The sequence below is a fragment of the Cytobacillus oceanisediminis 2691 genome (assembly GCF_007678455.1).
Classification (GTDB): Bacteria; Bacillota; Bacilli; order Bacillales; family Cytobacillaceae; genus Mesobacillus; species Mesobacillus oceanisediminis_A.
The window spans coordinates 97,942-118,199 of sequence record NZ_VEEP01000008.1 but is presented as its reverse complement, the minus strand read 5'-3'; the positions used below and the strand labels follow the sequence as shown (position 1 = coordinate 118,199).

Below are 20,258 nucleotides of genomic sequence, written 5' to 3'. Positions count from 1 at the left end.
TCGTTTTGTTAAAAGACCACGCTAAAATCATACATGCCATTTCAGTTTCTGGAGAAGTCATCGGCAGGAAAAAGCTTCAGAAGATGATCTATATCGCCAAAAAGATGGAGTTCCCATTCCAGGAACGATTCCAGTTCCATTTTTACGGACCCTATTCCGAAGAACTGACCCTTAGAGTAGAGGAGCTTTGCAATATGGGCTTCCTCGACGAAGTGAAGGAAAAGAAAGGCGGCTACTATCAATACCGCTACACCCTGACAGAAGCAGGCCAGGAATTCCTCGGTGAAAACAGCATCGAGATGCCATGCCTCGGCGACTGCCTGACCGACATCAACGACCAGAATGCAAGATTCCTTGAACTCGTTTCCACGGTTTTATATTTTGATAACTTGCCAGAAGCCGAAGTACGCGAGAAGATCCAGACCGTGAAAAAGAGCCAGAAATACACAGACGAAGAAATTGATGAAGCTTATGATTATATCTCGAGTTTGAAAAGCAAGTCAAAGCAATTATTAGCATAAGCAGATTTTTACTTGGAATCGAGTATGGGCCCTTATAGGGTTTTGTGCTCGGTTTTTTTATGTAAAAAAAGAAAAGGTATTATGCGACCGTTAGAGGTGTGAAATTGAAATGGCGGCCATATAATAGGGAAACATGTGCCCGTGCAAAGGAGAAGCCGAGGTCACGGTCACAAGAAAGGGAAATATGTGCCCGTGAAAAGAGGAAACCGCGGATTACGGTCACAAGAAAGGGAAACATGTGCCCGTAAAACGAGAAAATCACGGTTTACGGGCACAAAAAGAAAAAAGCCCAGATTTCTCTGAGCTTTTAGGAGTCCTATTCGTCACTTAACCTTTTGCCAGCTACCGCATAATGATTCTTCGCCATTTCCTCGATGAACACAACGACTTTCTCCTTTGGTGCGCCTGTTGTTTCGCTGACAGCGTCTGTTACCTTTTCAACTAGTGCTTTCTTTTGGTCCTCTGTGCGGCCTTCAATCATTTTTACTGTTACGTATGGCATTTGTTTTGCCTCCTTAAAATGATAGATATGTAAATCTAAATTGAGTTTTTCATAATTCGCGGAAATTCGCAAGTCTGGTGAAAGATTGTCTTTTTCACATTCCAACGAGAATGGGTTATACTTTAGGGAAAAGACAATAAAAGGGGAATGGAATGTGAGCTTACCCTATTCGTTAGAGCAAATTCCGTTTGTAGCTGCAGCTTTGATGATCGCTTTCGCGGTCCATGAATTCGCGCACGCCTGGGTGGCGTATAAGTTTGGCGACCCGACTGCCCAGAGACAGGGACGGTTGACCTTGAATCCGATCAAGCATCTGGATCCGCTGGGGACTATCTTGATTTTTATCGCTGGATTCGGGTGGGCAAGGCCAGTTCCAGTCAATCGATTCATGTTCAAGAATCCCAGGCTTGCCGGTGTGCTTGTATCGGTTGCCGGGCCAATAAGCAATCTTATTCTTGTGTTCCTGGCTTTTGCAATCTGGTACATATTTGTCACGCTCGGTTTGGCCCAGGTAGTTCCGGAATTTTTCCTGGAATTCCTGAATATATTTATCGGGCTGAATGCGATGCTGTTCGTCTTCAACCTTCTGCCGTTCCCGCCGCTTGATGGCTACCGGATCATCGAGGACCTGGCACCAGCGGACATCCGGGCAAAAATGACCCAATACGAAGCATACGGTTCAATCATTTTCTTGATCCTGGTGATCACACCCCTTGACCAATATACAATCCAGCCGATTTTCAGCTATTTGATCCCGGCTGTGACTGATGGAATATCCAATCTGTTTTTCTAGGAGGTATTTTTCATGGAAGAAAAAAAGGGAAAGAATATTGGCTTCAATATTATAAAAAATGACCCTATGGATGGCCATAAGGGTTTTGGTAAAGGCGTCCTTACACTTGATAATGTATCACCGGTCATCATTGATGTTGATGCGGGGGAAGCAGCTGTAGAAGTGGGAGCGATGCACGCGCGCAGTGCTGTTGAAAAAGGCATCAAGTTCCTTCCTGACCGCAATGAAGTGCCGGATGCCAAGCTATACTGGGTTGTCTGGGTGACAATTGACAGGAAGGAAGAAGGGCCATATTACGCTGGCGTCACTGCCTGTGAAATGACCGTCAACCGGGAAATCCGCCGCGGTTATAAATCGCTTCCGGAGCATGTGAACCGTCTTGACAAGTCGATCAAGCGCCATATCATCGTCGACCATATGGATGAAAAATCCAAGAAAATTCTCGCAGACTTCCTGAAGAACCATGACCCTGGAATGTGGGAGCGGTCTGAAGAGAAGTTGAAGACCGATTTATCTGCAGAGTAGCGATTGGATAATTATTCTAAAAAAGTGTCTAAATTGTGACATTTGATAGCAAGTGACAATATCTGGCTTGCTCAATTTCAATAAAAAAAGTAAACTGATAACAGCGTAAAACACATTTTATGCTAGGACGAGAAAAACCCCGGAGCTATGCTTCCGGGGTTTTTCTTTTGATATATGTGGTTCTATAATCCGAACCAGCGCTTGTACCAAGGCTTCTTCTCTTTCTTCATTTCAGATGTTTCTTCTTTATGCTCCTCGTGTGCAAGATGGTCTGTGCAATATTCGGTTGGCTCGGTTCCTGCCGCGAACCAAGTAAGTCTTTTAACTGGGCAGCCATCGGAGGCGAGGTTTCCGTTAGCGGGATCCACATAGACGGCGACCGTGCCTTTGGCTGCCTTGAATTTTTTGACAGGTTCATTGTCGAGCGATTTTTCCATAAAATCCATCCAGATATTTTTAGCGTAGGATTTTTCCACGGTCAGCTCAATCGGTTTCCCTTTGTCATATCCCGTCCAAACTGCCGACACGAGCTGCGGGGTATAGCCAACCATCCAGCTGTCCGTTTCTGTCGTGCCTGATTTTGCTGCGTATGGCCGAGTCATCTTTTTGATCAGCGTGCTTCCTGTCACGGAAGAATAGCCATTCAATTTTTTATCGAAGATGCCTGTCAGCATATGGGTCATCACCGATGCGAGTTCGGGCTTCAATACCTCTTTCTTTTCACCCTCATATTCATAGATGACCTCGCCTTTATGGTTTTCGACCTTTGTGATCAGGACTGGTTCTACTTTTTTCCCGCCATTGGCTAAAATGCTGTATGCATTGGCCATCTCGATGACTCTGACGCCTGAGGTACCCAGGGCGAGAGAGGGAACCTTCTCCATCTCTGTCTTGATTCCAAAGCGCTTCGCTGTCTTGATCAGCGTATCCTCGCCCAGGAACAGATGGGTTTTTACGGCATAGACGTTATCCGACAATGCCAGGGCCTGCGCCATTGTGATATCCTCTTCAGCGTATTTATTGTTGAAATTATGCGGCGTATACTCCGAACGACCATCATCGAACAGGAAGGTCGTCAACTGGCTTTTCATCGTTGTCGACGGCGTGAAGCCATTCTCGAGAGCAGCATAGTACAGGATTGGCTTCATCGTCGACCCTGGCTGCCTGACAGCCTGCACTGCCCGGTTAAAAGGGCTCACCTTATAATCCCTGCCGCCGACGAGTGCCTTTACATAACCATTTTTCGGATTCATCGCCACCAATCCTGCCTGGATTTCTGAATCAGTCGCGATCATTTTGCTGATCGATTTTTCGGCCACTTCCTGCTGCTCAAGGTCAAGTGTTGTGTAAACCCTCAAACCGCCGAGTGAAATCGTCCGGTCATCAAAATTCAACGAGTTCCGGAGTGCATTTTGAACAGCATCCTGGAAGTAAGGTGCCGTGCCAATCCGGTTATGCTGGTGCTCACCGACAAGCTTCAGCTTTTCCGTGCCTGCTTTTTGCGCGGCAAGCTCTGTGATATACCCATTGGATTTCATTGTATTTAAAATCGTCTGCTGACGCTGCTTTGCTTTTTCCATAGATGAAAAAGGCGAGTAGATGCTTGGTCCTTTCGGAATCCCTGCAAGCATGGAAGCTTCCGCCAGGGATAAATCCTTTGCATCCTTGCCAAAATAATAAAGGCTCGCTGCCTGGACGCCGTATGCTCCGTGGCCGTAATAAATCGTATTCAGATAGCCTTCGAGAATCTCATCTTTGGAATAATTCATCTCAAGGCGCAAGGTGTAGAGCGCCTCGGTCGCTTTCCGTGACCATGTCTTATCATGCTCGAGGAAAAGGTTCCTTGCATACTGCTGTGTGATCGTGCTCGCGCCCTGGACTTTGGACATTGCCTTCATATCCGCAATTGCGGCACCTGCAATTCGCTTATAATCAAACCCGTTATGGGTAAAAAAGGTCTTATCCTCTATCGAAACCGTCGCATTGATCAAATGGGGCGAGATATCCTTGAGCGCCACCCAATAGCGCTTCTGTCCCGAATGGCTTTCGCCGATTACCGTCCCATCGTTTGAAAATAACAAGGTCGATTGCGGCACGGCGAGAGGGGGCGGACCCTGGATTTTCGCATAGCCGATCAGCGAAAAATAGACGATCATCGCCAATGCAAGCCCCGCAAGCCCGAAAAAGATCAAAGCACGCAAATATTTGATTGTTTTGCGAAACCGCTGGTCGGTCATCAGCTCCATACTGCTTCCCCCTAAAAAGATAGATAGTATCAGTATGAAAAAAAACAGCTGTTTTTAAACATAGAATCAAATTTTGCTTGCATTTTTGCTAGATTCAACTATACTTTTTCTGATGTTTGTATTCGTGATGTTGGGGAAGTATAACAAATAAATGTAAGCGCAATGCTTGATTCATATAAAATTTGGTCAGTGGCTCCCACCATGAAAAATTCGCCGCAACATAACGGAAAATTTTTTTGCCGAAAGGAAGGAAGAAAAATGGGTCTTTGGTTTACAGAAAAGCAGACAGAAAACTTTGGTATCACTATGAAAGTGAACAAGACGTTACATACAGAACAGACAGAATTCCAGAAGCTTGACATGGTTGAAACAGAGGAGTGGGGCAATATGCTTCTGCTTGACGACATGGTCATGACTTCTGTAAAAGATGAGTTCGTTTACCACGAAATGGTTGCGCATATTCCGTTGTTCACTCACCCGAACCCTGAGCACGTATTGGTAGTAGGCGGCGGCGACGGCGGTGTCATCCGTGAAGTGCTTAAGCACCCAAGCGTGAAAAAGGCGACTCTTGTCGATATCGATGGAAAAGTCATCGAGTACTCAAAGAAATACCTGCCTGAAATCGCAGGCAAGCTGGACGACCCGCGCGTCGATGTCCAGGTTGGCGACGGCTTCATGCACATTGCAGAAAGCGACAACCAGTATGATGTCATCATGGTTGACTCTACTGAGCCAGTTGGACCGGCAGTAAATCTGTTCACAAAGGGCTTTTACGCTGGAATTTCAAAAGCATTGAAAGAAGACGGTATCTTTGTTGCCCAGTCTGACAACCCATGGTTCAAGGCTGACCTGATTCGCAACGTGCAAAAGGATGTTAAGGAAATCTTCCCGATTACTCGCCTTTATGTGGCGAACATCCCGACATACCCAAGCGGAATGTGGGCATTCACACTTGGATCCAAGAAGCACGATCCGCTTGAAGTGGGCGAGGAGCGTTTCCACGACATCGAAACAAAGTACTACACGAAAGAGCTTCACAAAGCAGCTTTCGTCTTGCCTAAATTTGTTGGCGACCTTGTAAAATAATCAAAATCTCAATCGGCTTCCCGGTTTCCCGGGGGCCGTTTTACTGTAAAAATATTTTTAAAAAGAGGTGTTTGCAATGCGTTTTGATGAAGCCTATTCTGGCAATGTGTTTATCGGCAGCCATTCAAACTATGGAGAAAGCAAGGCTGTCCTTTACGGAATGCCAATGGACTGGACTGTCAGCTACCGTCCGGGTTCACGTTTCGGCCCGACCCGCATCCGTGAGGTATCGATCGGCCTTGAAGAATACAGCCCGTATCTTGACCGCGAGATGGCAGACCTTAACTACTTCGATGCAGGAGACATCCCGCTGCCATTCGGTAATGCCCAGAAGAGCCTTGATTTAATCGAGGAGTACGTGGACAAGCTTTTGGCTGAGGAAAAATTCCCGCTTGGAATGGGCGGCGAGCACCTCGTGTCATGGCCGGTCATGAAGGCATTCGCGAAAAAGTATGAAGACCTTGCCATCATTCACTTTGATGCACACACTGACCTGCGTGAGCATTATGAGGGCGAGCCATTGTCACACTCCACGCCAATCCGTAAGATCGCTGAGCACATCGGACCGAAGAATGTTTATTCATTCGGGATCCGTTCAGGGATGAAGGAAGAATTCGAATGGGCCAAGGAAGTGGGCATGCATATTTCTAAGTTTGAGGTTCTTGAACCGTTGAAGGAAGTATTGCCGAAGCTTGCTGAGCGTCCGGTTTATGTGACGATCGATATCGATGTTCTTGACCCGGCTCACGCTCCTGGAACAGGAACGGTTGACGCTGGCGGCATCACTTCCAAGGAACTGCTGGCTTCCATCCATGCGATCGCAAACTCTGAAGTCAATGTAGTAGGAGCCGACCTTGTGGAAGTAGCGCCAATCTACGATACATCCGAAATGACCGCAAACACAGCTAGCAAAATCATCCGTGAAATGCTGCTTGGGTTTGTAAAATAAGAAAGTTAAGCAATGCTCCCTTTATTGAGGGGGCATTTTTTTATGGTTATTTACGGCTCTATTAAAAGCTGAAGGTTTGATTTTTAAACCCTGTTGATTGTAGTGGAAGGCGCGTAGACTCCTGCGGGCGCAGCTGGTCAGGTGAGACCCCGCAGGAGCAAAGCGACGAGGAGGCTCAGCGCCAGCCCCGCGGAAAGCGAAGCGCCTGGAACGAAAATCAACAGTCTTGTATAGGGATTTTTTAAAAACCAAGTATTAATAGTTGGTATTAAAAGAAGGAATATTCCGAAATGTATAGAAAATATAGTATTTATGAAGGTAACTACTAAAAAGGAGGTAATAAGGATGAAAATGTTGGTTTCTTTTTTCAACCGCCTGATGCAGCGGTATTTGCCTGATCCATTTCTTTTTGTCATTATCCTAACTTTTGTTGTATTTGGATTGGGCCTTATTTTTACTGACAGTGGTCCTTATCAAATGGCCCAGCATTGGGGCGGCGGCTTCTGGAGCCTGCTGACGTTCTCGATGCAGATGGTGCTCGTGCTTGTGACAGGGCATGTTCTCGCGAGCAGCAATATCTTTAAAAAAGGATTGGGTGCGCTGGCATCGCTGGCGAAATCGCCGGGGCAGGCGATTGTGATCGTCACGGTCGTTTCAATGATCGCAAGCTTGATCAACTGGGGATTTGGTCTGGTCATAGGTGCTCTATTCGCGAAAGAGCTGGCGAAAAAGATTCAAAATGTCGACTACAGACTGTTAATTGCAAGCGCTTACGGGGGCTTCATCGTCTGGCATGGCGGCATCTCTGGTTCGATTCCGCTGACGATTGCGACGGAGGGGCACTTCTCCCAGGATCTGATTGGAATCATCCCGACTGACCAGACGATTTTTGCAGGCTTCAATCTTTTGATTATCTTAATCTTGCTTATCGTCTTGCCGGTAGTTAACCGAATGATGATGCCATCTAAGGATCAAACAGTGATGGTCGATCCTGTATTGCTTGAAGCGGATGTTCAGGCAGCGGCAATTGAGCAGGGAGCGATGACACCTGCAGAAAAACTGGAAAACAGCAGAATCATTTCTTTATTGATTGGAATAATGGGCCTTGTTTTCCTGTTTTACTATTTTGCAACAAACGGATTCAAGCTAAATCTCGATATAGTTAACTTCTTGTTCCTATTCCTCGGAATCCTGTTCCATGGAACGCCAAAGCGATTCCTTGACGCGGTGGTGAATGCGGTAAAAGGGGCAAGCGGAATCATCATCCAATTCCCTTTCTACGCGGGGATCATGGGTATGATGACAGCTTCTGGCCTGGCAGCGGTCATGTCGGAAGGCTTCGTGTCGATTTCGAATGAATTCACCTTCCCGTTCTTCACCTTCCTGAGCGCGGGACTAGTCAACTTCTTTGTACCGTCTGGCGGAGGACAATGGGCAGTCCAGGCGCCTGTCATGCTTGACGCAGCACAGACTCTTGGTGTTTCGATCCCAAAAACGGCGATGGCTGTTGCCTGGGGTGATGCATGGACCAACCTGATCCAGCCGTTCTGGGCACTGCCAGCACTGGCAATTGCCGGTTTGAAGGCAAAAGATATCATGGGATACTGTGTCCTCATGCTGGTTGTTTCAGGAGTTGTCATTTCAGCTGGAATGCTATTCTTCTAACTGGAAAAAATCAGGAGTTTTTTTCCAGTTCGCGGAATCGGGGTTGTTTTTGGCGGAATTAGGGGAGACTTTCGCGGGATAGGGGGGGATTTTTCGCGGAATCGAGGCTAGTTTTCGCGGGATAATGAGGGATATCACTGGATTTCCTAAACATGATAAAACCGGCAGGCATTTCGCCAGCCGGTTTTTCACATTCTTACATCTTTTCGAATGTATCACAAATGGTTTCGCGTTCATTTAGTGCCTGTTTTCCTGAATTCGCAACGACAAGGATTGAATCAGCAACACATTTGTCGCCTTCAGCCCAGTATTTGCAGTTTTCTACTTCACATTTAACTTCAATTTTCATGAAGGCCACCTCCTTAAAAGGTTTTGATAATCAATACCCGCTTTTCAGCAGAGTTAATCCTATCAGGGTATTCCATTTATCATTCAAATCTCCGAGAACCTTGCACTTTCATAGGAGAATATTTATACTTATAAAGTTATAATAGTGTTTGAAAAGGATGTGTTATCGGTGTCAACTGGACCCGCTGAACAGACTCCTGTAAAGGTGACGGTGAAAACGGCAATTTATAGTGGCAGTGAGAAGGATACTTTTGAATTGACCACTTTTGGCCGATACTATAAAAAGGCGAACAGCTCGTACCTCCAGTATGATGAAGTGATGGAGGAAGGGGATGTTCATACGACGGTGAAAATTTCAGGAGATGAAGTGCTGATCCTGCGCAGCGGTGCAATCAAGATGAGGCTTCATTTTCTGCTGAATAAAAAAACCCCTGGCAATTACAAGACGCCATACGGTCTGCTCGAGACTTCTGCGCTGACGAAGCGTCTTGATCTGGATTTTAACGAGGAAAAGCAGGAGGGCCATGTGGACTTGCTGTATGAAATGGCGATCCAGTGCGCGAGTGCAGGTACATACCATATGACGATTAAATATAAGGAGGAAGGCAAATGAATATAGTTGAACAGGTTCAATTGAAGCTGAAGGAAGAAATCAAGCAGGCGATCATCAAGGCCAATCTTGCTGAAGAAGCGCAGATTCCGGCTGTGATCCTTGAAACGCCAAAGGAAAAAGCGCACGGTGACTACTCCACGAATATGGCGATGCAGCTTGCCCGCGTGGCGAAGAAAGCTCCGCGCCAGATCGCTGAACAATTGATCGAGAACTTTGATAAAAGCAAGGCATCCATTGAGAAAATTGAAATTGCCGGTCCGGGCTTCATCAATTTTTACATGGACAATAGCTATCTGACGGATTTGATTCCGGCAATCCTTGAAGCAGGGGATAACTATGGGGAATCAAAGGTAGGAAACGGCCAGAAAATCCAGGTTGAGTTCGTTTCGGCGAACCCGACTGGCGACCTACACCTTGGACATGCGCGCGGCGCGGCTGTCGGCGATACTTTGTGCAATGTGCTCGCTAAAGCGGGTTACGATGTTTCCCGTGAGTACTATATCAATGATGCCGGCAACCAGATCAATAACCTGGCGCTCTCTGTTGAGGCTCGCTATTTCCAGGCGCTTGGCATGGATAAGCAGATGCCTGAGGATGGCTACCATGGCGCTGACATCATTGGGATAGGCCAGACCCTGGCTGAAGAGTTTGGTGATAAGTATGTAAATGTTCCTGAACAGGAGCGTTTTGATGCTTTCCGTGAATATGGCCTGAAATATGAAATGGAAAAACTGAAGCAGGACCTTGAAAACTTCCGTGTTAAGTTCGATGTCTGGTACTCGGAAACATCTCTATATCAAAACGGCAAAATTGACGTGGCGCTTGAAGCATTGCGTGAAAATGGCCATATCTATGAGGAGGACGGCGCAACATGGTTCCGTTCATCAGAGCTTGGAGATGACAAGGACCGCGTGCTGATCAAGCAGGATGGCTCTTATACTTACCTGCTGCCTGATATTGCCTACCATAAAGACAAGCTTGAGCGCGGTTTTGAAAAGCTGATCAACATCTGGGGAGCAGACCACCACGGGTACATCCCGCGGATGAAGGCGGCGATCCAGGCATTGGGCTATGACCGTGATGCGCTTGAAGTCGAAATCATCCAGCTCGTCCACCTGTACAAGAATGGCGAAAAGATGAAGATGAGCAAGCGTACGGGTAAAGCCGTGACAATGCGTGATTTGATTGATGAAGTAGGCCTGGATGCAGTGCGTTACTTCTTCGCAATGAGAAGCGCTGATACTCACATGGACTTCGATCTTGACCTGGCCGTTTCCCAGTCAAACGAAAACCCGGTATTCTACGCACAATATGCTCACGCCCGCATTAACAGCATTCTGCGTTCTGCTGCAGAGCAAGGTTTGATTTTCGACATTGAAGCAGACTTCAAGCATATCCAATCCGAGAAGGAAATCGACCTGCTGAAAAAGCTGGGAGAATTCCCGCTGGCTGTTGCCGAAGCAGCCCAGAAGCGTATGCCGCATCGAATCTCTAACTACATTTTCGAACTGGCATCCGTATTCCACAGCTTCTACAACGCTGAAAAAGTACTGGATCTGGAGAATAAAGAAAGAACAGCAGCCCGTCTGTCGCTGATCAAGACAGCGCAGATCACTTTGAAGAATGCACTTGAGTTGATCGGGGTATCTGCTCCGGAGAAGATGTAATATACCTTTTAAGAGATCCAGCCACTTGGCTGGGTCTCTCTTAGTAACTGAACTTCCAAATTATAGTGAAGTATTATCGGTTTTGTTGAATTGATGTAATATAAGGTTTATAATTTAAGCATAAAGTCCATATAGTAAAAAAAGAGATCTCGGCTGCAACCGAGATCTCAATACACAGCAAGCTGCTTGAATTACAGCGGCCAGTTCCGAATAGAAGTAATCTACTCACATTTGGCGATGTGCAGGGTAGGTTACTTCTTTTTATTAGAAGAAATACCTATGGCGATTACGGCAACGATAAGCGTGGCGAAACTCACCATCAAGTTCATTGCTTCGTAAGTAACCATCAGCGTCACCCCCTTTCCTGCTGGATTGGGGACGGCCGCTGCTCACCCTGCTTTTTGCTGTGCTAGATAATTATACCATATAGGAAACGGATGCCATTATCTTTCCTAGCTTCTATATTCTTCACTTCCACTCCAAAACAGCACCGCCAATCCGCTTCACTCCGCGGATTTTCGTCAAATCCTCGACGAGCTTCAACGCTGCTTTGTCCTTCTCCTTCGCTTCAATCATAAAATCAATGTCCTGGCCGATACTCCGCAAAATATGGATCAGCGGAAGGATGAAATCCGGATCCACATAATCGGCATGTGAGCGGTACGCTTTTTCTGATTTCGGTGAGGAGATGTGGATCTTTGGCTTCATCCCTATCCGTTCCCAGGTTGCGAAACCTTCAGGAAGCAATTTTTCAAGAGGCTCTTCACAGAGGTTTGCCATGTGATGGTGATAATCGAACATGAATGGCACGTCCTCTTTTTTACAAGCCTTCAAAGTTTCTTCAGAATTATAGGTTTTATCATCGTTTTCAAGCGTGGTGATTGCCTTGATATGGGGAGGCAGTTTTGCGAAGCTTTCATGAAAACGCAAAATTGTCTCTTCTTTGTTTCCGTAAGCACCGCCAATATGGATATTGATGAGTGCGTTGTTTTCCAATCCCATTGCTTCGATCATTCCGTAGTGATATTCCATATCGATGATGGCATTGGCCGTTACTTCCTCCCTCGGGGAAGTGAACAGCGTATACTGGTTAGGATGGAAGCTTGTGCGCAACTCATGCTTTTTCACCAACGCACCGATTTCCAGCCATTTTTCACGAAAAGGTGTGACAAAATCCCACTTGACCTCCGGATGGGTCGCCAGCGGGGCGATCGAGCTTGAAAAGCGGTATAAAGGAATGTCATGGGCGATATTGTAATGAATCATTCTTTCCGTGTTCAAGAGATTTTGATAGGTAACGGAAAGCAATTTTTCATACCGCACCTCCTCAGGCAGCTGCCCAAATCTGGCAAACGTAAGTGCCTTGGAGGGAGATGCATCCCATAGGCTGATGGCGGTGGATACATATCCCAGCCGAATGATCATATAGAACCTCCTTTTTCCGGAGGAGGCCGAACACTAACTCCGGTTATGTTATAGAAAGGCTGTTTTCGCTGCTTTTCAGAGATGCTTCCGAATTTTTACGAAAAGAGCCTATAGGAAAAATGAAATCGTCCTTGCGGCTGTTTCTTTGAATGATAAAAACAGGTTAGCGCGGCTGAAGTCAGCAAGTGAAGCTTTATGAGAATCCAACATGTCTTCAGTGAGAATATGCTTCACTTTTTTAATAAAAGAAGGGTCATAAACTAAGCAATTCAATTCATAATTTAAAAACATGCTTCGTTGATCAAAATTTGCTGTTCCGATATCACAAATATTGTCATCGATCATCACGACTTTGGCATGATAAAAACCCTTCAAATATTGATATACATCGGCTCCATCCTTGAGGAGGGAACGTAAATACCTGTACGATGCTTCTTTTACGAGAATATGATCGGACTTATATGGGACAAGGACCGTAACGGACACTCCCCGGGAAATCGCAGCATTTAATTGCTCAAATACCTCTTTGCTTGGAATGAAATATGGTGTGCCGATGATGATGGATTTCTTTGCTTCGCTGATTAATGTGGCGATTAAGTCTTCGAGTGAATCACCTTCGGTTGGGACGAACTGCTGGCGAATCGATCCCTTTTGCAACTCAGGAAAGTACGCTTTGTTCTGGAGAAGGTTCACCTTGCTTGCACATTGCCAGTCACGTAAAAATTCCTTCTGCAAGTCAACAATCCCTTCACCAGTTAATTTCAAATGATAATCCCGCCAAGGTGAAAGCTTTGGATTCTTGTCATTATATTCATCACCAATATTAAAGCCGCCAAGGTAACCGATTTGTCCGTCAATAACCGTAATCTTGCGATGGTTGCGGACCTGGGATGAATAGAACAGGAAGGGGGGCTTCGGAATATGGGTATAAGCGAACTGCACTCCCGCTGCTTTCAGGGACTGGATCGTCTTCCGTTTCAAGTTGCTTCCGATCCAATCTACAAGAAGCCGAACCTCAACTCCCTCCTGTGCCTTTTCCTTCAATAAAGTGACGAACTCGTGGCTGAGTTTATCATCTTTGATGATATAAAATAAAATATGGATGTGCTGTCTGGCCTTTTTAATTTCAGAAAATAAATCCTCGAACAATTCTGGTCCCTTTGCGAATATTTCCAGATCACTATACCTTTCTGGAAAAGCGTACTTTTTTGCATTTGCAAGATGCTGCTTCCTGCCAAGAAAGAAGTCCGCTGTGACCCACAGTGCAATCCCGGCTATTATCCAAAATATCATCCATCCAATTACCATAGCGTTTTGGCTCCCTTGTTAAAAATTTAGGGTTGTACATTTCATATTATTTTTGCCGAAAACGCTTTATATATGTTAAGTTCCTGTAAAAGGGCGAGCGTAAACAATTTTCAGAAATGAATGGAAATGAGTTGACTGAATGCTCATTCATTATATAATGGAGTTAAAGGTAAATTCAGAAAATTGATTTGGTTAAAAATTTTCTCCCAAAAATTCAGCATCGAAAGGGGTAAATGATTTTATGAACGGTTTGCTTTGGATCAATCTTATTGCGTTCTTGTTTGTAACCGCTTACGCTATCAGTCTGTTCGTTTATGTGGTAAAGACGAGAATCGAATACATCAAACTCGGCAAGAAATCTGAGTTTGATGATGATATCAAAGATCGCTGGAGAAGAATCCTTGTTCATGTATTCGGCCAGAAAAGGCTCTTGAAGGACAAGAAAAGCGGCGCCATCCACGTTATGTTTTTCTATGGCTTCCTCCTTGTCCAGTTTGGGGCAATTGATTTTATCTGGAAGGGCATAAAGCCTGGCTCGCATTTGCCGCTGGGACCGTTGTATCCGGGCTTCACTTTCTTCCAGGAGCTTGTTACACTGACGATTCTTGTAGCGGTTGTATGGGCTTTTTACCGCCGTTATGTTGAAAAACTTGTCCGCCTGAAGCGCGGCTTCAAAAACGGATTGGTCTTGCTGTTCATCGGCGGATTGATGCTTTCTGTACTGCTCGGGAACGGGATGGGCATGATCTGGCATGGCCATGAAGGAACATGGACTGAGCCGGTTGCATCACTTATTGCTGCGGCTTTCAGCGGAATTCCTGAGGCAGCTGCCATTACGGTTTTCTATATTGCATGGTGGATTCACTTATTATTCCTGCTTGCGTTCCTTGTGTACGTGCCGCAATCAAAGCACGCCCACTTGATTGCTGGACCAGCCAATGTTTATTTAACAAGGGTTGACTCACCAGGAAAAATCACGAAGATCGATTTTGAAGATGAAACACAGGAAACATTCGGTGCTGGTAAAATCACTGATTTCAATTATGAACAAATGATCGACTTCTATGCTTGTGTTGAATGCGGACGCTGTACGAATATGTGTCCTGCAACAGGGACTGGGAAGATGCTGTCTCCGATGGACTTGATCGTCAAACTGCGTGACCATCTGACTCTAACAGGTGCAGCGGTCACATCAAAACAGCCCTGGGTACCGACATTTGCATTTTCAGGCACAAAAGGCAATCAGATTGCTCTGTCAGCTTCAGGACAGGGTGTCAATGAATCGGCTGCAGCTCTGGCTTACAGCCCAAGCATGATCGGCGATGTCATCACAGAAGAGGAAATCTGGGCATGTACGACTTGCCGAAACTGTGAAGACCAGTGTCCGGTCATGAACGAACACGTTGATAAAATCATCGACCTTCGCCGTTATCTTGTTTTGACAGAAGGCAAGATGGACGCTGATGCACAGCGTGCGATGACAAATATCGAACGCCAGGGCAACCCTTGGGGCTTGAACCGCAAGGAAAAAGAAAACTGGCGCGAGCTTCGCGACGATGTTGTCGTTCCTACCGTAAAAGAACTTAAGAAAGCAGATGAAGAATTCGAATACTTATTCTGGGTCGGCGCAATGGGTGCGTTTGACAACCGCAGCCAAAAGATCGCGCTGTCATTCGCCAAGCTGATGAACGAAGCAGGCGTCAAATTCGCCATCCTTGGCAACAAGGAAAAGAACTCCGGCGATACACCGCGCCGTCTGGGCAATGAATTCCTGTTCCAGGAGCTGGCAACAAAGAATATCGAAGAATTCGAGAAAAATGAAGTAAAGAAGATCGTGACGATCGACCCTCACGCATACAATATCTTTAAGAATGAGTATCCAGATTTCGGCCTTGAAGCAGAGGTATATCACCACACTGAACTTCTTGCTCAATTAGTCAAGGAAGGAAGACTGACTCCGAAGCATGCAGTGAACGAAACGATCACTTTCCATGATTCCTGCTACCTTGGCCGCTATAACGAGGTTTATGACGCACCGCGAGATATCCTCAAAGCGATCCCGGGCGTGGACCTCAAGGAAATGGAACGCAACCGCGATACAGCAATGTGCTGCGGCGCTGGCGGCGGCTTGATGTGGATGGAGGAAGAAACGGGCCACAGAATCAACGTTTCCCGTACCGAACAGGCACTTGCCGTGAACCCGTCCGTCATCAGTTCCGGCTGCCCATACTGCCTGACAATGCTTTCCGATGGCACTAAGGCGAAGGAAGTTGAAGACAGCGTTGAGACGCTCGACGTTGCGGAACTGCTTGAAAAATCCGTTTTTGGTGAGATTAAGCCGTTAGTTTCTTAATGAATAGTTAAAACCTGAATAGTAGAAGTTGACTCACATTAAAAATTCGACATATGCCAGAATTTTTAGCAAAGTGTTTCAATTTCTACTATTTTTAAAGTAAAATGAATAATATGATAAAGCGCTTACATTTATCTTATTCAGCAAGAATCCACTTTTTATAGCCTCATGGAACAGCAGAAGGATTTTTTTTGGACCAGTATCGAGCGAGCGTTCAGTCACTCAATGTCACAAGAATTTTTCATTTTTAAAAATTAATAGATTAAAAGGGAGAGATGGCAATGGGAAGAACAGTCATTTTAGCAGGGGCAAGAACACCGTTTGGCAAGCTTGGCGGCGGATTGAGCAGTTTTTCGGCCAGTCAGTTAGGAGGAATTGCTGTAAAGGAAGCATTATCACGCGCTGGTGTTAAACCTGAGGAAGTCGGCGAAGTCATTCTTGGGACAGTGCTGCAGGGAGGCCAGGGACAGCTTCCATCACGCCAGGCAGCAAGGGAAGCAGGCATTCCATGGGAAGTGAAAACAGAAACCATCAACAAAGTATGTGCATCCGGGATGCGCAGCCTGACACTTGGCGACCAGATCATCCGTGCTGGAGATGAGGAAGTGATTGTAGCCGGCGGAATGGAGTCAATGAGCAATGCGCCTTATATCCTGCCTAAAGCACGATGGGGCTTCAGGATGGGCGACGGTCAGGTGAAAGACCTGATGATCCATGATGGCCTGACATGCAGCTTCAAAGGTGTCCATATGGGGACATACGGAAATGAAGTAGCGAAGGAATATGAAATCAGCCGTGAGGAGCAGGATCAGTGGTCGTACCGCAGCCATCAAAGGGCTATCGAAGCGATTGAATCAGGAAAGCTTGCCGAAGAAATCGTCCCGGTTGAGGTGCCGAAGCGTAAGGGCGACCCGATATTGGTCCAGCATGATGAAGCGCCGAGGAAGGACACTTCAGTTGAAAAACTGGCCAAACTGGGGCCGGTTTTCAATTCGGACGGCACTATTACTGCAGGCAATGCACCAGGTGTCAATGACGGTGCGGCCGCCCTCGTCCTGATGAGCGAAGAGCGTGCGCAGCGTGAAGGAAGGACAGCGCAGGCAGTGGTTTTGGCTCATGCCGCAATTGCCACTGAAGCAAAGGACTTCCCAAAAACACCGGGAATCGTCATTAACGAGTTATTGAAAAAGACCGGCAAATCACTTGAAGAGATTGACCTATTTGAAATCAATGAAGCCTTCGCAGCGGTTGCATTGACAAGCGGACGAATCGCAAACCTTGATCCGGAAAAAGTCAATGTCAACGGCGGTGCGGTTGCCCTCGGACACCCGATCGGAGCAAGCGGGGCGCGCATCATCCTGACATTGATGCATGAACTGAAACGCCGCGGCGGCGGGGTAGGCATTGCGGCGATCTGCTCAGGCGGCGGCCAGGGTGATGCTGTGATGATCGAGGTTCCGAAACAATAACGAAAAAAGAATGAGGGCATATGCGAGAGCTGCCCTCCATTGATACAAACTTTTTTAGGAGGAGAAATGATGAGTGTGAAAACAATTATGGTAATCGGCGCAGGTCAGATGGGCTCCGGTATTGCCCAGGTGTGCGCGCAGGGTGGATATGATGTGTTTTTGAACGACCTGAAGCCGGAATTTGTGGAACGCGGACTTTCCGGAATTAAGAAGAATCTTAACCGCCAGGTCGATAAAGGCCGGATGACAGCAGAACAGTTGGACGCTGTTGTTGGCAGGATTACTGCCTCAACAGACCTTCAGGATGCGGGTAAGGTTGACCTGGTCATCGAAGCTGCTGTGGAGAACATGGACATCAAGGCAAAGATTTTTGCCCAGCTTGATGAAATCGCACCTGAACACACAATCCTTGCTTCCAATACATCATCGTTACCAATCACCGAGATTGCTGCAGCAACAAAGCGTCCGGAAAAAGTTATCGGCATGCATTTCATGAACCCGGTACCTGTCATGAAGCTGGTCGAAATCATTCGCGGCCTGGCGACAGCTGATGAAGTGTATCAGACAATCGAAGATATCACCAAGACTTTGGAAAAGGTTCCTGTAGAAGTGAATGATTTCCCTGGATTTGTGTCCAACCGCATCCTTATGCCGATGATCAACGAAGCCATCTACACATTATATGAAGGCGTAGCAACAAAGGAAGCAATCGACGAAGTCATGAAGCTCGGCATGAACCATCCAATGGGTCCGTTGACGCTTGCTGATTTCATCGGTCTGGATACTTGCCTTTACATCATGGAAACACTTCACGAAGGCTTCGGCGACGATAAATATCGACCGTGCCCATTATTAAGGAAATATGTAAAAGCTGGCTGGCTAGGCAAAAAATCCGGCCGCGGGTTCTACACATACGCGTAAAGAATGCAGCGACAAATGCGTCCATACATACTCACTGTTTGGACGTCTGGAGGGTGAAAACATGAATCTGAGATTCACAGAAGAACAAGAAATGATGCGCAAGATGGTCCGTGATTTTGCACATACGGAAATTGCGCCGTTCGTTGAAAAAATGGAGGAAGGCGAGTTCCCGAGGGAGATTTTAAAAAAGATGGGCGAACTTGGCCTGATGGGGATTCCGGTACCTGAGGAATATGGCGGTTCAGAGATGGACTTCATTTCCTATATCATTGCCATCCATGAAATTTCCAGGGTCAGCGCAACGGTTGGCGTCATCCTATCCGTTCATACATCTGTAGGAACAAATCCGATCCTGTACTTCGGTACAGAAGAGCAGAAGAAAAAATACGTACCTAAGCTAGCTTCAGGGGAATACCTGGGAGCCTTCTGCCTGACTGAGCCAAGTGCCGGTTCCGATGCTGCCAGCCTGAAAACCCGGGCGGTAAAAAAAGACGGACATTATGTATTGAACGGATCAAAAGTGTTCATCACCAATGGCGGCGAAGCGGATGTCTATATTGTTTTCGCATCGACTAATCCTGAAGCAGGTACAAAGGGCGTTTCAGCCTTTATCGTTGAGAAAGATACACCGGGCTTCATCGTCGGCAAGGATGAGCACAAAATGGGGCTGTACGGCTCCCGAACAGTCCAGTTGACATTCGAGGATATGAAGGTGCCAGAAGAAAACCTGCTTGGCCAGGAAGGCGAAGGATTCAAAATCGCGATGAGCAACCTTGACTCCGGCCGTATCGGCATCGCGGCTCAGGCTCTTGGCATTGCAGAGGCTGCATTGGACGCAGCGTCCTCATATGCAAAAGAAAGAGTCCAATTTGGCAAGCCAATCGCAGCCCAGCAAGGCGTCGGCTTCAAGCTGGCAGACATGGCAACATCCGTTGAAGCTGCAAAACTATTAATCTACCGAGCGGCTCAATTGCGGTCTGAAGGACAAAAGTGCGGAATCGAAGCCTCTATGGCAAAGTTGTTCACATCAAGAACAGCAGTCGAAGTCACAACCGAAGCCATCCAGGTATTCGGCGGCTACGGCTATACAAAAGACTATCCAGTCGAACGCTACTTCCGTGACGCCAAAGTCACCGAGATTTACGAGGGTACGAGCGAGATCCAGAAGATTGTCATAAGTAAGCAGTTGTAACACGGGATGTTATAACAGCTACGGCTAGTGAAGACAGAGAAGCTGTCAAGTAAAGGCTGTTATTCTGACAGGTAAAGCTGCTGAAGCAGAAAAGCTGTCAAGAAAAGCTGTTTATTCTGACAGGTTGGGCAGTGGAAGCAGAAAAGTTGTCAAGAAAAGCTGTTTATTCTGACAGGTAGGGCAGTGAAAGCTGAAAAGCTGTCAAGAAAAGCTGTTTATTCTGACAGGTAGGGCAGTGAAAGCTGAAAAGTTGTCAAGAAAAGCAGGTTATTCTGACAGGTTGGGCAGTGAAGGACGAAAAGCTGTCAAGAAAAGCTGTTTATTCTGACAGGTTAGGCAGTGAAAGCAGAAAAGTTGTCAAGAAAAGCAGGTTATTCTGACAGGTTGGGCAGTGGAAGCAGAAAAGCTGTCAAGAAACCCTCGTTATTCTGACAGGTTAGGCTGCTGAAGCTAAAAAGCTGTCAAGAAAAGCAGGTTATTCTGACAGCTAAGGCAGTGAAGGACGAAAAGCTGTCAAGAAAAGCTGTTTATTCTGACAGGTAGGGCAGTGGAAGCAGAAAAGCTGTCAAGAAACCCTCGTTATTCTGACAGGTTAGGCTGCTGAAGCTAAAAAGCTGTCAAGAAAAGCAGGTTATTCTGACAGGTTAGGCAGTGAAGGACGAAAAGCTGTCAAGA

Annotated in this window: 18 protein-coding genes; 12 read left to right on the top strand and 6 right to left on the bottom strand. The window is 46.5% G+C overall.

The window, feature by feature from the left end; translation table 11 throughout:
• Positions 1-5: 5 nt before the first annotated feature.
• The gene (locus FS736_RS16425; protein WP_144479219.1) at positions 6-521 is read left to right on the top strand and encodes a YwgA family protein; all 516 of its coding nucleotides are present in this window, start codon (positions 6-8) and stop codon (positions 519-521) included.
• Positions 522-837: 316 nt separating this feature from the next.
• On the opposite strand, the gene FS736_RS16420 is transcribed toward FS736_RS16425, so the two are convergent.
• Positions 838-1,050 (bottom strand): 2-hydroxymuconate tautomerase, encoded by a 213-nt coding sequence (locus FS736_RS16420; protein WP_353618660.1) that lies wholly within the window; start codon positions 1,048-1,050, stop codon positions 838-840.
• Positions 1,051-1,228: 178 nt separating this feature from the next.
• On the opposite strand from FS736_RS16420, the gene FS736_RS16415 reads away from it, so the two are divergent.
• Both FS736_RS16415 and FS736_RS16410 read left to right on the top strand, forming a co-directional pair.
• The gene (locus FS736_RS16415; RefSeq protein ID WP_144479478.1) at positions 1,229-1,816 is read left to right on the top strand and encodes a site-2 protease family protein; all 588 of its coding nucleotides are present in this window, start codon (positions 1,229-1,231) and stop codon (positions 1,814-1,816) included.
• A 12-nt stretch (positions 1,817-1,828) separates the two neighbouring features.
• Positions 1,829-2,341, top strand: a complete 513-nt coding sequence (locus FS736_RS16410) for a YwhD family protein (protein WP_144479215.1) — start codon at positions 1,829-1,831, stop codon at positions 2,339-2,341.
• A 182-nt stretch (positions 2,342-2,523) separates the two neighbouring features.
• Here the strand turns inward: FS736_RS16410 and FS736_RS16405 are convergent, their stop codons facing one another.
• On the bottom strand, positions 2,524-4,587 hold the full coding sequence (locus FS736_RS16405) for a transglycosylase domain-containing protein (RefSeq protein ID WP_144479213.1): 2,064 nt from the start codon (positions 4,585-4,587) through the stop codon (positions 2,524-2,526).
• 258 nt (positions 4,588-4,845) lie between these two features.
• On the opposite strand from FS736_RS16405, the gene speE reads away from it, so the two are divergent.
• From speE to FS736_RS16390, 3 genes are all read left to right on the top strand, one after another.
• On the top strand, positions 4,846-5,673 hold the full coding sequence (gene speE / locus FS736_RS16400) for a spermidine synthase (RefSeq protein ID WP_144479211.1): 828 nt from the start codon (positions 4,846-4,848) through the stop codon (positions 5,671-5,673).
• A gap of 76 nt (positions 5,674-5,749) precedes the next feature.
• Entirely contained in the window at positions 5,750-6,622 is an 873-nt protein-coding gene (speB, locus tag FS736_RS16395; RefSeq protein ID WP_144479209.1) for an agmatinase, read from the top strand.
• A 345-nt stretch (positions 6,623-6,967) separates the two neighbouring features.
• Positions 6,968-8,287: a short-chain fatty acid transporter gene (locus FS736_RS16390; RefSeq protein ID WP_144479207.1), complete on the top strand. Its 1,320-nt coding sequence runs from the start codon at positions 6,968-6,970 to the stop codon at positions 8,285-8,287.
• 196 nt (positions 8,288-8,483) lie between these two features.
• Here the strand turns inward: FS736_RS16390 and FS736_RS16385 are convergent, their stop codons facing one another.
• Positions 8,484-8,636: a DUF1540 domain-containing protein gene (locus FS736_RS16385; protein WP_102264619.1), complete on the bottom strand. Its 153-nt coding sequence runs from the start codon at positions 8,634-8,636 to the stop codon at positions 8,484-8,486.
• Positions 8,637-8,804: 168 nt separating this feature from the next.
• Between FS736_RS16385 and FS736_RS16380 the strand changes: the two genes are divergently transcribed.
• Positions 8,805-9,248 carry a YwiB family protein gene (locus tag FS736_RS16380; protein ID WP_144479205.1) on the top strand — a complete coding sequence of 148 codons (444 nt, stop codon included), beginning with the start codon at positions 8,805-8,807 and terminating at the stop codon, positions 9,246-9,248.
• Positions 9,245-10,915, top strand: coding sequence for an arginine--tRNA ligase (gene argS / locus FS736_RS16375; RefSeq protein WP_144479203.1), 1,671 nt, complete (start codon positions 9,245-9,247; stop codon positions 10,913-10,915). The genes FS736_RS16380 and argS overlap by 4 nt, the downstream gene beginning before the upstream one ends.
• Before the next feature lie 251 nt (positions 10,916-11,166).
• Here argS and FS736_RS24825 read toward each other — a convergent pair whose 3' ends face one another.
• The 3 genes from FS736_RS24825 to cls form a co-directional block, all read right to left on the bottom strand.
• Complete coding sequence (locus FS736_RS24825; RefSeq protein ID WP_222125080.1) at positions 11,167-11,262, bottom strand: putative holin-like toxin; 96 nt, start codon at positions 11,260-11,262, stop codon at positions 11,167-11,169.
• A 121-nt stretch (positions 11,263-11,383) separates the two neighbouring features.
• Positions 11,384-12,340: a UV DNA damage repair endonuclease UvsE gene (uvsE, locus tag FS736_RS16370; protein ID WP_144479201.1), complete on the bottom strand. Its 957-nt coding sequence runs from the start codon at positions 12,338-12,340 to the stop codon at positions 11,384-11,386.
• A 108-nt stretch (positions 12,341-12,448) separates the two neighbouring features.
• Positions 12,449-13,648 (bottom strand): cardiolipin synthase, encoded by a 1,200-nt coding sequence (gene cls, locus FS736_RS16365; RefSeq protein WP_186326819.1) that lies wholly within the window; start codon positions 13,646-13,648, stop codon positions 12,449-12,451.
• Positions 13,649-13,889: 241 nt separating this feature from the next.
• Between cls and FS736_RS16360 the strand changes: the two genes are divergently transcribed.
• From FS736_RS16360 to FS736_RS16345, 4 genes are all read left to right on the top strand, one after another.
• Positions 13,890-16,001 (top strand): (Fe-S)-binding protein, encoded by a 2,112-nt coding sequence (locus FS736_RS16360; protein WP_144479199.1) that lies wholly within the window; start codon positions 13,890-13,892, stop codon positions 15,999-16,001.
• Between the two features lie 281 nt (positions 16,002-16,282).
• Complete coding sequence (locus FS736_RS16355; RefSeq protein ID WP_144479197.1) at positions 16,283-17,470, top strand: acetyl-CoA C-acetyltransferase; 1,188 nt, start codon at positions 16,283-16,285, stop codon at positions 17,468-17,470.
• A gap of 69 nt (positions 17,471-17,539) precedes the next feature.
• A complete protein-coding gene (locus tag FS736_RS16350) occupies positions 17,540-18,391 on the top strand; it encodes a 3-hydroxybutyryl-CoA dehydrogenase (protein WP_144479474.1) in 852 nt (283 codons plus the stop codon).
• 61 nt (positions 18,392-18,452) lie between these two features.
• Positions 18,453-19,583 carry an acyl-CoA dehydrogenase gene (locus FS736_RS16345; RefSeq protein WP_144479195.1) on the top strand — a complete coding sequence of 377 codons (1,131 nt, stop codon included), beginning with the start codon at positions 18,453-18,455 and terminating at the stop codon, positions 19,581-19,583.
• Positions 19,584-20,258: the final 675 nt, after the last annotated feature.